The 13,451-nt window shown below is 38.0% G+C and carries 11 protein-coding genes and 2 pseudogenes; all 13 read right to left on the bottom strand.

The annotated features are described in order from the left end of the window. Positions 1-192: 192 nt before the first annotated feature. The 13 genes and pseudogenes from EGT34_RS01260 to EGT34_RS01200 all read right to left on the bottom strand — a co-directional run bounded on the left by EGT34_RS01260 (position 193) and on the right by EGT34_RS01200 (position 13,427). Positions 193-945, bottom strand: a complete 753-nt coding sequence (locus EGT34_RS01260) for an SDR family oxidoreductase (RefSeq protein WP_024437597.1) — start codon at positions 943-945, stop codon at positions 193-195. 8 nt (positions 946-953) lie between these two features. Continuing rightward, positions 954-1,766, bottom strand: a complete 813-nt coding sequence (locus EGT34_RS01255) for an aspartate dehydrogenase (RefSeq protein WP_024437598.1) — start codon at positions 1,764-1,766, stop codon at positions 954-956. Continuing rightward, entirely contained in the window at positions 1,766-2,524 is a 759-nt protein-coding gene (locus EGT34_RS01250) for an alpha/beta fold hydrolase (protein WP_024432728.1), read from the bottom strand. Before EGT34_RS01250 ends, EGT34_RS01255 begins: the two co-directional genes overlap by 1 nt. A gap of 9 nt (positions 2,525-2,533) precedes the next feature. Further along, on the bottom strand, positions 2,534-3,043 hold the full coding sequence (locus EGT34_RS01245) for a cupin domain-containing protein (RefSeq protein WP_024432727.1): 510 nt from the start codon (positions 3,041-3,043) through the stop codon (positions 2,534-2,536). Positions 3,044-3,104: 61 nt separating this feature from the next. Continuing rightward, positions 3,105-4,763, bottom strand: coding sequence for a choline dehydrogenase (locus tag EGT34_RS01240; RefSeq protein WP_032020784.1), 1,659 nt, complete (start codon positions 4,761-4,763; stop codon positions 3,105-3,107). A gap of 18 nt (positions 4,764-4,781) precedes the next feature. After that, on the bottom strand, positions 4,782-5,822 hold the full coding sequence (locus EGT34_RS01235; protein WP_024437091.1) for a proline racemase family protein: 1,041 nt from the start codon (positions 5,820-5,822) through the stop codon (positions 4,782-4,784). A gap of 55 nt (positions 5,823-5,877) precedes the next feature. Next, on the bottom strand, positions 5,878-7,356 hold the full coding sequence (locus EGT34_RS01230) for an aldehyde dehydrogenase family protein (RefSeq protein ID WP_024433870.1): 1,479 nt from the start codon (positions 7,354-7,356) through the stop codon (positions 5,878-5,880). 511 nt (positions 7,357-7,867) lie between these two features. Next, positions 7,868-8,776, bottom strand: a pseudogene (locus tag EGT34_RS01225) (transporter); the annotation flags it as partial. 13 nt (positions 8,777-8,789) lie between these two features. Beyond that, a protein-coding gene (locus tag EGT34_RS01220) for an IS4-like element ISAba1 family transposase (RefSeq protein WP_085940648.1) occupies positions 8,790-9,880 on the bottom strand; the annotation gives its coding sequence in 2 pieces (ribosomal slippage) (positions 8,790-9,340 and positions 9,340-9,880; 1,092 coding nt in all). 70 nt (positions 9,881-9,950) lie between these two features. Continuing rightward, positions 9,951-10,316, bottom strand: a pseudogene (locus EGT34_RS01215) (transporter); the annotation flags it as partial. Between the two features lie 97 nt (positions 10,317-10,413). Beyond that, positions 10,414-11,103, bottom strand: a complete 690-nt coding sequence (locus tag EGT34_RS01210) for a hypothetical protein (protein ID WP_000377263.1) — start codon at positions 11,101-11,103, stop codon at positions 10,414-10,416. Beyond that, positions 11,090-12,463 (bottom strand): NAD(P)/FAD-dependent oxidoreductase, encoded by a 1,374-nt coding sequence (locus tag EGT34_RS01205; RefSeq protein ID WP_024437093.1) that lies wholly within the window; start codon positions 12,461-12,463, stop codon positions 11,090-11,092. The genes EGT34_RS01210 and EGT34_RS01205 overlap by 14 nt, the downstream gene beginning before the upstream one ends. 358 nt (positions 12,464-12,821) lie before the next feature. Further along, positions 12,822-13,427, bottom strand: coding sequence for a TetR/AcrR family transcriptional regulator (locus EGT34_RS01200; protein WP_000217818.1), 606 nt, complete (start codon positions 13,425-13,427; stop codon positions 12,822-12,824). Positions 13,428-13,451 lie beyond the last annotated feature (24 nt).

Raw genomic sequence — 13,451 nt, 5'->3', positions numbered from 1 at the left:
CAATAGTTATACCAAGTCAATAAATAAACAATTTTTTATTAAAATTTAAAATAACTTATAATAATCTATTAAAATGATTTAAATTTTATGATTAATATTAAAAACAATATCAATTTTATTTAAAGAGAAAAAATATTTAAAATATTTAATGATAAAAAAAGGAGCATAATGCTCCATTTTTTATCACTTAAACTATCGAGCAGTATATCCACCATCAATAGTAAACATAGCACCTGTTGAGAATGTAGATTCATCTGATGCTAAAAATAGAATCATATTAGCAATATCAATCGGTTCACCCATTTTATTTAAAGGAGAACGTGCTTCTAAGCCTTTTTTAAATGCAACAGGATCTTCAACTTCTTTAAACATTTTATCGTAGTAGCTTGAATTGATAACACCAGGAGCAACGCTATTCACTCGAATACCTTCATTTGCATGATCCAATGCCATAGCACGGGTTAATGCCGCCACACCACCTTTCGCTGCTACATATGCAGCACGATCTGGAATACCAACTACTGAAATAGTAGAAGCTAGATTCACAATAGATCCACCACCGCGTCGAATTAATTCAGGAATTGCGAATTTTGAACAGAGGAATACACCTTTCAAGTTAACATCTATGACGCTATCCCAAAGATCTTCTTCAAGTGTAACAACTGTACCTAAAGTACCAAACCCTGCATTATTAACTAAAATATCCAAACCACCAAAATGCTCTGCTCCAGCTTTAACCATAGCTTTAACATCAGAACTTTTGGCTACATCTACTGCTACAGCAAAAGCATTTTCACCAATTTGATCAGCAACTTTTTTTGCATTTTCAAAGTCTCTATCAGCGACAATAACTTTTGCACCTTCTTTTGCAAAAAGTAAAGCTGTTGCTTCGCCAATCCCTGCGCCTGCACCTGTAATAAGTGCAATTTTGCCTTCAAGTCTCATATTATTTCCTAGAATGTCAAACTATGCAGTTGTTTAGTAACTGCTTCTTCAATACTTAATGCTGCTAACCATGAGGTGCGTGGATTTTCAGGTAATGGGTTATTACTCAAACTGATATCTAAGTTCCCAAAAGATCCTATTGCTGAAACCTCATGAATATTCTTTTCGATAGTCGGATCTGCAATGAGCTCAACCGATGTATCATCAAATCCCAAACCTGATAACGCGACCGCTGCTGTCACATTGGCATTTTTAGGGAACTTAATTGCCGCTTCAGCAGCAGTACCCTTAAAAATACAAGTTGGTTCTTTAATCTGATCTAAATCAAACTCTTGCTCTGCTGGTGACCCTTTCCAAGCTTTTGGAGGTTTTCTACCGCGATATTCAACCGTATTTAATCCCGCAGATTTAGCAGAACGTAATGCATCCAGACCGCCTACGGCACCAGAAACTAAAATTAATCTGGCATCACCTTGCTTAGCAGCGGACTGTAATTGGTCATTAATCACCGTATCTGCTAGAACACCAATTGATGCGATTACAACATCAATTCCTGCTTCTAAGAGTGATGGAACGTGATGAATAACTGCTGAATGCCCTGCACATTCAATAACAAGGTCGGGTTGCCACTGAATTAAATCTTGAACATCAGTTTCAATGTTTATTGGATTAAATTCAGTCAATACATCATTGTCAGGAGTTGAATTCAGCAGTAAACATAATTCAAGATTTTCTGAATGTGTTTGTAGTGAATGGACAACATATTTACCCATTGCGCCAAAGCCAATAACACCAACACGTTTTATGTGACTCATACTCATTACATAGACTCCCAGAACTTATTTACAATCTCAGCATAAGCAGCAGGTTTAACCTTTGGTGTGAAGTGACCACCACTTAGCTCAACTAATTGAGCATTGCTAATTGCTTGAAAAAGTTGCTTTGAATGTAAAAATGGAATGACATAATCATCATTCGCGCCAATGACTAAAGCTGAATGTTGTATTGAATTGAGTTCCTCTAGTCTTGAATAAGACAACAACATATCAATACGCTTTAAAATCATTTCTTTATTAGGGGAATCAGTTGATACCACACCACTTTCCTTTTTAAAGTGATATTCGTAGTATTCCGATGGATATGCGATATAACGAGTTAGCTCGTTATAGGCATGTTCCCCCATTACAGCTAAGGTTTCTTTTCGATAAGTAAAGAAATCAATAAATCGTTGGTCTGGTTTTGCCCAACCACTACTTAAAACTATACTCTTTACTCGATCTGCATAATCCAGAGCTAGGCACTGAGTAACCAAGCTTCCGGTAGAATGTCCTAAAATATGAGCCGAAGGAATTTTGTAATGATCTAAAATCTCTATCACTGCTTCTGCAATTCCAGAAATATTAGGATCACCAATAATTGGGCTTTGACCAACACCCGGATGATCAAGAGTAATGATTTGGTAACGCCCTAATAACTCTTTTTTTACTTCATCCCAAAATGAAGCACGGCCGCCCAAACCAGAAATTAGAACTACTGGTTTGCCACTACCTTCAATGGTATGAAATACATTAATAGTCATATTCTCTACTCACGTATTTTTAGTGTATGCAAATACTCCTTTATCAGTTCCTTCAATTTGTTCAATATTTTCAGGTCGTTCAAATGGCTCTGGAGTTGGATCTCCCTCTTTACGTGGACGACCGATGTCCCGGAAAAAGTACTCAAGCCCACTTGGTTGCATGAACCAAGCCCAATGCAGGTCTTCCTCACCATCATTAATAAATGTATGAGAGTTATGTGTACCTAGAAATACGGTTACACCTGGTTCTAATACGTATTCTTTCCCGTCAATAATTGCTTTGCCGCGTCCTGAAATGAAGTGCAGTACCTCTTCATGATCAGGATGAGCATGTTCACGAACTCGTCCACCGACAGGAACAGTTTGTGTTCCCATTGAGAAGTCACGTTTCATCTGAGCAAATTCTGGTGAGATAGCTACAGTGACGAAACCGTTTGCTGGTTTTGGCTGCCAGTAGCTTTTCTCTGTCTGGCGGTTGAAGTAATACACCACACCTTTATCTTCAGTATTCTCTGCCATGGTCGGCTCCTTAATCCTTATTATGTAAACGTTTACATTTTTGCTTAAATAAAACAAAAAATCAATTCGGTTTGTAATAATCTACAGGTTGATTCAGTGTCAAAGGCTTAACTCCTTTAACAATATCGGCCATTTTTTCGGCCATCATAATGATCGGTGCATTCAAATTACCACTCGGGATCTCAGGCATGATCGATGCATCCACAATCCGCACATTGTCTAAGGTATGAACACGGCCAAACTCATCAACCACACTCATTTCATCGTGCCCCATACGGCATGTACAGCACGGATGATAGTTGGTACCTGCATTGTCTCTTAGCATTGCCAGAATTTCTTCATCTGTCTGTACATTCGGTCCCGGTGTAACCTCTTCACCACGTAAGTGATCCCATGCCTTTTGTGATACAACATTACGGATTGCCTTAACCGCATCAATGGCATCACGTCTGTCTTCTTCTGTGCTTAAGAAGTTAAATCGGAATTTCGGTGCTGCAAACGGATCGGCACTTCCTAACCATACTCGGCCGGTACTCGTCGGACGCATAAGGCTAAAGAAGTACTGGAAGCCATTTTCCAGTTGGACGCTACCGTGCTGGAATTCACCTAATAATGGAATGAACTCAAACTGCACGTTAGGCACTTTAATGTCATCTCGAGTTCGAATAAATGCACCCACTTCAAAGAAGTTAGTTGCACCCAAACCTTTCTTAAAGAACTGCCACTGAGCGCCCAGCTTTGCTTTACCAAACAAGGTGAGTTCTTTGGCAATCGAAACATTTTGGGTTGCACGGTATTGAACCGGTGCAGCCACATGGTCTTTAAGTCCTTGGCCTACGCCAGGTAAGTCAGCAACACATTCAATTCCATGTTCTTTCAAATGGGCTTTGTCACCAATACCTGAAAGCATCAGGATGTGTGGAGTATGCAAGGCACCGGCAGATAAAATAATCTCACGTTTAATCTCAATGACCTGAGGCATACCATGCCAATGGAAATGGATGCGTACAGCTTTCCTCTTATCGAACTCAATACGGGTCACTTGTGACTTGTCACACACATGCAAACGGCTGATATCCTTATTTTCATGGATATAAGCACGTGATGTATTCCAGCGTAAACCTTTATGGATATTACGTTGGGTAATATGAACGCCTTCTTGCTTGTAACCATTATGGTCATCTACACGTTCATAACCTGCCTGTACACCCGCTTCAAGAAAGGCTTGATACAGTGGGTTATTTGCTTTACAGGTTTCAATTTTCATTGGACCTGAGTCACCACGGTATTCATTGCCGCCTTTATCGAAAGATTCAGCTTTTTTGAAATAAGGTAGGCAGTCTTTATAGCTCCAGCCTTTAGCACCTAAAGCTTCCCAGTTATCGTAATCCCATGGATTACCACGAACCCAGTTCATGCCGTTGATTGATGAAGAACCACCGAGTACTCGACCGCGGGCTTCATAAATCTTACGGTTATTTAACTCTGGTTCTTCTTCAGAATGCATGTACCAGTTGAAACGGTCATCTGTAAGAGGGAAACCCAAGGCAGCTGGCATGCGAATATATAAACTATCGTCAACCGGACCTGCTTCAAGGAGCAGGACTTTGACATCTTTGTCTTCAGCTAAACGTGCAGCGATAACGCTTCCTGCTGATCCTGAACCAACCACAACATAGTCATATGCTGATTGTACTGTTCTTCCGTATATGTCGCGCATTTTAAACATCCATATCAATTAATTACGTTCTTTCTTCCATGTATCCCCAAGAGTAAAACCTTCCGGGAATGGATCACTTGCATCCAATACATGTTGATAAAAACCTGTAATCCAAGCGCTACCTGTGATTGATGGAGTAATACTCGTTTGGCCAGCAATAGAACCAATTTCTTCAATAATTCCAGTAAATTTACTGCCAATTACAGACTCATGAACAAACTTTTCATTTAAGCCAATTTGTCCTCTTGCATGCATTACAGCTAATCTAGCACTTGTCCCTGTACCACATGGTGAACGATCTAAACGTCCTGGTGATACAATCACTGCATTCTTTGCAGTTTTTAAACCTTCATTATTTGTCGAAATTGAACCGGCAAATAATGTCTGATTAATAGTATGAATTAACGGTTGCTCTGGATGAATAGCAGGAACTTGTTGTGCTGCCGCTTTTTTAATTCGCTCACCCACTTCAACTAAATCTGCAGCTTCGTCAGGAGTAAGGCTAAAGCCAACTGATTGTGCATCTACGATGGCATATATCATTCCACCATATGAAACATCAACTTTAACTGTGCCTAAACCTTCAACCTCAACGAATTTATCGAGACCAAAAACAAAGCATGGAACATTTTTAAATTTAACATCAATACATTTACCATTTTCACAACGAGCTTCGATTCCCACGAGCCCACCCGGTGCTTCCAAAGTAAACCTTGTAATTGGCTCAACCATCGGAATCATGCCAGTCTCAAGAAGCACTGTTACAGTACAAATGGTATTTGTGCCCGACATCGGAACGTAATATTCCGATTCCATAATCACAAAGCCAGCATCTGCATTAGGATGATTAGACGGTAAAACCAAATTAACGCACTGAGTTACATTACCACGAGGCTCTTGCAGAATGAGTTTACGAATTTCGTCCTTCTGCTCTTGTAAGTATGTCATTTTGTCAAACATTGTTTGACCTGGCACGTCGAGCACACCACCAGTAATCACATCATTACGCTCACCGCCTGCATGAGCACCTACAACATTAATCATTCGTTTAAAGTTCATGTAATACCTGCTATCCCAGTTTTAAAGCAATGAACGTCCCTGTTCATTAAAACAATTACAATGTATTTGGTAAAACTGGTGTACGTGCGCCAAGTTTAATAAATGTAGATTTTACTTCCATATATTCAAGTAAAGCGTCTACACCATTCTCACGACCATAACCACTTTGTTTATATCCACCAAATGGTAATTGTGCAGCTCCTTCTAAGTAAGTATTTACATACACAGTACCACTTTGAAGTTGCTTAGAAACATTGATAGCTTTATCAATATCTTTAGTCCAAAGACCATTACCCAAGCCATATTCAACATCATTAGCCAGATCAACAGCTTCTTCAATTGAATTAAATGTTGTTACGGTAAGTACTGGTCCAAAAATTTCTTCTTGGAAAATTCGATCTGTACGTTTTACATTGGTAAAAATTGTTGGCCCAACATAATAACCATCATTAAGATTTTCACCTTCAGGTTTAGAGCCATCTAATACAAGCTTAGCGCCTTCTTTTTTGCCAATTTCGATGTATTCAAGTACTTTGTTAAAGTGCTGTTGATGAATTAATGGGCCAATTTGAGTATTTTCATCAAGTGGATGACCAATGGTAAGTTTTTTCGCGCGTTCTACTAATTTTTCAACAAAAGAATCTGCGATAGATTCCTCAATGATTAGACGCGTACCAGCAACACATTCTTCACCTTGATTTAGCATTACACCAAATAAAACACCATCTAGAGCTGCATCAAAATCAGCATCCGCAAACACGACATTAGCCGCTTTCCCGCCTAGTTCAAGTGCTACACGAGTCATGTCATCTGCTGCCAAACGTGCGATTGTTTTACCAACACCAGTAGAGCCAGTAAATGAAATCATTTTTACATCTGGATGACGGGTTAAAGCATCGCCAATAATAGAACCACGACCACAAACAATATTAATCAAACCATCAGGCAAGCCTGCTTCTTTAGCAAGTTTTGCAACTTCTAAAGCTGTTCCCGATGTAAATTCAGAAGGTTTGATAACAACTGGACATCCTGCTGCTAATGCATATGGAAGTTTTTGAAAAAGGCATACTAATGGGAAGTTCCAAGGAACAATAAGACCTACTACACCACGAGCTTCACGTGTAACTAAACCTAGTTTGTTTTCACCTAAATGTGTGTGTGCCTCACCTGGAATTTGCCATGCTAAAGAAGCAGCGAACTTAACTAATTCAGCAGCCCATAGAATTTCGCCTCTGGCATAAAATATTGGCTTCCCTACTTCTTCAGCTTCAATTTTTGCCAAACTTTCAGAATTCTTTTCAATTAAATCTGCGAATTTATTAAGTAGTTTTGCACGCTCTGAGGCTGCTAAATTTGACCATTGACCAGAAAGATGTAATTCCTGAGCTTTAGCTACTGCAATATCGACATCCTCTTGTCCACTACGTGGAAACTTAGCTAAAGCAGTACCATCTGCTGGAGAAGTTCTCACGATATATTCAGAAGTTGATGGCGCAGAAGATTGTCCATTAATCCAGTTTTGATACTCACGCATCTTGATACACTCCAAATGTAAACGTTTACATTAAGTACCAATCAAGATAAAAAGTCAATAAAAATTACATTCAGTATGGTGAATAAATATACAGATTATAACCTTTACGTTGATCCACCATAGTCGGATTAGACTCATGTTCGGTCTTATGGTGCATCACATTCTTAGACAAATTTAGTCTCTTCTTAAGAGCTTTTTTAGTAGGAAAATATGTACTCAGAGCTAGGTTCATGAACTAAATATTTTAAAGCTATCAATTTAGCACTCTAAGTTATTCAATTTAATTGATATAAATACATGAATTCTTATGAATCAAACTTTAGGTAAACATAAGTTAAATAAAAGATTTGGAAACCTACCATATATAAGGCTTTGCTACTCTATATATTAGTATGACACTTGATCTTCACTGTGATAAGCATAGTTTGGTTAAGTGTCCTAGGCATACTTAACAAGCAGAGCCTTACACAATGCTGTTCACTGCCATTGTATAAGGCTTTATCGACCCTTCTTAAAACCAATATCCAAACTTCAAACCATAAGCAATTGCATGGTTATTTTTGAAATTTGCCTGTTCTGCGTATGGCTTGATTCCCTCTATTGGCAAGTAATAAGTCCCATCTTCAGTTTTAGTATCACCTAGCCAAAAATATTTTAAACTACCAGTTATAAAGTAGTTTTTAGCTGGGTTAAACTGGACGCCTAAACCAAGTGACCATGAACCTTTTATAGGTCCCATCGTTGATGCAGGATTACCTGTACCTGAATCCCAACTTACATCTGTTGAAGTACTCCATTTTTCTGTAAATTGGTGTGCAATTCCTAAAGTTGCACTATATTGATCGTTTTGGTAAGAATCGAGCTTGAATCCTTGAATATATTCGCCATTGGTTAATTCTTTCATTAAAATTTCAGAAAGAGCTCCATATTGTGGAGGACGAGTTTCAAACTCTTTCCAATTCACCCATCTTAAATTCATATAAACAAGTGATTTTTCAGAAATACCTGTTTGAAAATCAATATTTAATGATGCTGGAGTCTCTAATTGGGTTTTCTCATTTTCAACAAGTTTTAATGGTTCACCAAAAATATCTTCTTCCACTTGAAATTGATATTTGATTTTAGAGCGATATGTAATTGCTGCTTTTAATGCTATATCAGGTAGTTGATAGCTCCCTCCCAACAACCAACCAACTTCACCTTGTTGTTTAAACTTAGCATTATAGCCATTAAAAGCCTGAGTATAGGCATTACCTCTAAGCGCTACATTTGCTTTTACAGTTTGATAAACAGGTCCACCATAAATTTGAAAATGCTGATATGGAGAATATCCGAATAATAAACTTAAATTTTGAGTATCAGCTTTTACTGATGTACCTTCATGGCTAATATCATTATCAAAATAACTATTATTACTCTGTACACGACAAATTTCACAGAACCCTTATCCTATCAGGATTCTGCTTTCTTAAAATTGCCAAAATTTCCTTAAACTCTTCTTTTTTCCCAAAACCAATTAAACGCTGAATCGCCATTTGAACATAGTCTAAACCATAGCGAAATAAACTCATTGAGAGTCGTCCATGCTTCTTTATTTTTATCGCTTTTTTTTGATTATGTTGCCATTCACCCGTTAAGTAACACCAACAGAAGCTTATAGCTAACACCGCAATCAATTTTTTCACTCGTCTAGGGTCTGTCAAGCGCGTATTTTCAAGATTAAACCCGCGTCCTTTGAGACAACTGAATAAGGTTTCAATTTCCCAGCGTAATGCATAATCCTGAATAGCATTGGCATTAAACTGAGGAGAAACGACGAGTAAAAGCTCTCCATTTTCTAACTGTAGTGCACTTATATATAGTTTCACCCGACCAACCAAAATCCGTCGTTTACGACATTCAATTTGACCAACTTTAAGATGGCGAAATAAATCACTAATTTTATGATTCTTTCCTAAATGATTGGTGACAATGAAGTTTTTTTAACACGAATGCAGAAGTTGATGTCTTGTTCAATTAACCATGTAAACCACTGCTCACCGATAAACTCTCTGTCTGCGAACACATTCACAATACGGTCTTTACCAAAAATGGCTATAAAGCGTTGAATCAAAGCAATACGCTCTTTCGTATCTGAATTTCCACGTTTATTAAGCAATGTCCAAAGGATAGGTATCGCTATTCCACGATAAACGATTGCGAGCATCAGGATATTAATATTTCGTTTTCCCCATTTCCAATTGGTTCTATCTAAAGTCAGTTGCACTTGGTCGAATGAAAACATATTGAAAATCAACTGAGAAATTTGACGATAATCAAAATACTGACCTGCAAAGAAGCGCTGCATACGTCGATAAAATGATTGTGGTAAACACTTGATGGGCAAGGCTTTAGATGCAGAAGAAAGATTACATGTTTGCTTTAAAATAATCACAAGCATGATGAGCGCAAAGCACTTTAAATGTGACTTGTTCCATTTTAGAGATTTGTTTAAGATAAGATATAACTCATTGAGATGTGTCATAGTATTCGTCGTTAGAAAACAATTATTGTGACATTATTTCAATGAGTTATCTATTTTTGTCGTGTACAGAGCTATTATTAAAACGTGCCGGATATTTGATGTCTGCTGAAAAAGGTTGATCATATAGCACACCAAAACCTAAACGATCTGTGAGTTGTAACTTTATTGCAGCTGTATAAAATTGCGTACTTTCTGCGATATCACCTGTATCTCGACTTTGATGATCTCTTACAAGATCGGCTCTATCATTGACTATGCCAGAAACAGATGCATCAACTGCAAATAAATTTGCTTCTGCATAATTTCCATTTTCAAGAAATGGCAAGATAGATTGGCCCGATTGTTCAAGTGCTGAAGCGTGACTGATATTGCTAACGAATACACCAAGTACGCCTAATAAAATCGGATTTGCCTTTTTAGTTGTTATCTCATTCATACCTATATCCTTTTTGGTTGTTATTTCCCTAAATCCTTAGGATAGTTTTTTATTCTTAGAGCCATATTTCATCATATGGCTCTAAAATTCTTTACATCTATCTTTGTAATAAACTCAAACCGAAAATACCTAACCAAACTACTTGCACTGGTAATAAGAACAGTTCAAGGAATAAAGCCGCTTGAGAAAAGCCTGAGAAAAGAAGCACAGCAAATCCAACATATCCCAAGCCAACCAGAACCAGTGGGAAACCTAATACGGATTTATTTTTTCTCAAAAGTAGTCCATTGACTATTGCCCAAAAACCTATTGTCGGTCCTTCCATTGGCCATAAACCATTTTGAGAGCCTTGCGAAATAGTGGCCCAAACTGTGCCCGCTGCCTGCTTAGCTATTTCATTTCCAGACATATATGTTTCAGCAAGTGGTCCTAACACGGAGGCTTGTAAAGCAGCCCCTGTTATACCTAACATTGTTGAAATCACAAGGAATAAAATAGCTATATCCGACAATAATCCACCTGAAGGACGTAGCTTTCTCCACAGATATACACCTACAGCCAGAAAAGGAAGATAAAACCCAAAACAATCAGAAATCATTGAGGTTCTGAAAAGAGCTTGGTCTTTTGCCGACAAAGTTAATGCAAATTCAGGTTTAAATATTTGGTGCAAATCAAAGCCAGTAACTGCAAGAAAACAAAGCAGGCATGTCGCAGCCATTACTGTGCCGATTAATGCAACCCACGCTGTAAATACGTGCCCATCATCATATTGTTTAATCGAGTCCAAGGCGTCTTCTCCTAGAAAGTGCTGATACTCGTTCGTATTCGAAATAAGTACGTAGCGCAGCGATGAGACCCGGAATTAATGGGAAACGTTTAAATTTAGCGTGTCCTTTTTCTCCATTGGCAACAAACCAATGCTCGGTAAGCTCCGTTTTACGTTGCAATGCAAGATCAGCTAAAATTCGGCCATAATTTTGTGACATCATTACGCCTGCACCACTGTATCCATAGGCATAAGAAATACGACCATTATGGAGTGTGCCCACTTGAGACCTTACGTCAAAAGGAATAGAACAAGCACCACTCCAACGTTGAGCAATTTTTAATTTCTGAAATGCAGGAAATACCTTTTTATACATTCGCTCAGCGGCATCATAAAATTGCACTTTCTGTGCTTCATCCATAGAACGCCCTTCTCCTACATAGATATCACATAGGTTAAATTGCAATCTTCCATCTACAGTCGTTCTACAGGTTGGAGGACAATAGGTTGTTTTGTCATAAAACTGACCACGATGTTTCCATCCAAGCGCTTTCCAATCTTCATCAGTTAAAGGTTCGGTAATTAACTGATATACAAACATTGGAAGTTGGGCGCGTTTTAGCCCCAATTCTGGTGGCAATAAATGAGTAAAACCATTGGTACCTAATACAATATGTTTAGCTCTAACCTCTCCTTCTGGAGTTTTGAGAATAAAGAACGTTTCCTTATCTTCTATATCCAATACTGGCGTTTGCTCAAAAATTTGTGCACCAGCCTGTTCTGCAATTCGCTTTAGTTCTCGAGAATGCTTTACAGGGTTGACTTGCCCAGAATGTGGCATTCGGCATCCACCAGAAAATGCATCACTATTTAGAGCTTGGCTTACTGTAGCTCTATCCATATAGACGCTGTCTTTAGAGCGAGGTTGATCTTGCCAATATTTAGTAAAGTGCTCTAATCTTTTTTCATGGCCGCGAAGTGTAGTAAATGTCACACCAGGCATTTCAAAATCGCTATCCATATTTTCGCGTTTGATTAAGTCCTGCACATAGTCCAGACCATTCCATGCGAAATTTTGAAGTTCAGTTAATCTTTCTTTTCCATAAAGTACTTTTGCAGTAGTGGGATCAAGTACTGGAACTGGCACAACCCAGCCAGAGGTACGGCCTGAAGCACCAAATGCTACACATTCGCCTTCAAGAACAGCCACTGTTGCAGCAGAATCCACTTTTCTTATGTGATAAGCAGTAGATAATCCAGTAAACCCTCCTCCAATAATCACCACATCTATATCAATGCTACCTCTAAGAGGTGGTGATGGAATATATTCGCCTGAGTGGGCTAGCCAGAATGACTTATTTGCATGTGGAATATTATTCATCTAATGTTCCTTCCTTTGATATTTGATATTGCTCAGCCCACGTACCCACACTTTCGCCTATTAATTTTTTCCAAAAAAAGGCTATCGCATACTCAGTACATAATTTCTTCCCTGAAAAAATGTTGAGTGCTTTATAGCAATGCGTACGAAATCGTAGAGCTGAATATATATTGCTTTAACAATTACACTATGTCAATGACACTGTGTAATTTTAGATTGAAATTTAGTTTGTATTTAAGAGATTGAGAAAGGATGAAAAATATTTTTAAAAATTATCTTAAATATTAAATATATATTTTAATTATAAAAATGAATGAGCAATTCCTTTTGAGCATTCATCAAGTTATAGCTAATATTTTTAATTAGTACGATAAAGTGTAGAAATCCAAATATTATGCAAGACCTGTACAACAACTATAGGATCAGCTTGAGGTGTACGGCCAAATGCTTCTGATAAATAGCGTTCTTCTAACCATACTAATGCACGAGCAGTTTCATCTACATTCAGTTCTAAGCTAATACGCCCATTTTCCTGTTCTTCACATATATGGCGTGCTGTAGCTGTAATAAAATCTTGTATTAAAGATCGATAAATTTGCTCAACCCGCTCATCCGCTCCTGCTGCATCTGATAAAGCTCGTAAAACAGCACCATGCTTCTGATAAACATTGACTATTCCTTGTAATGCCTGAAGAGAATCTTCCGGAAAATTATTTCCCTTTAACCAATGATTGGCTAATGTAAATAATTCCTGACCAATGTCCTGAACAACACGTAAAGCTAAGTCATATTTATCACGAAAATGTACATAAAAAGCTGGACGCTTAAGTCCAGTAAGCTTCATCACTTCATCTACATTTAGTTCACGAAATGGTCGTTCACTTAAAAATTTTTCTGCAGCATTTAAAATTTCCCTTTCAGATTCTTTCGGGTCATGTTTAGGACGTCGGCGATTCACAGTCATAATTACGAGTTACTTTTTAATTTA

Origin of the sequence: Acinetobacter sp. FDAARGOS_558 (assembly GCF_003937785.1) — a bacterium.
Taxonomy (GTDB): domain Bacteria; phylum Pseudomonadota; class Gammaproteobacteria; order Pseudomonadales; family Moraxellaceae; genus Acinetobacter; species Acinetobacter baumannii.
The sequence above is the reverse complement of the archived record's forward strand: the minus strand, read 5'-3'. Positions and strand labels throughout refer to the sequence as shown.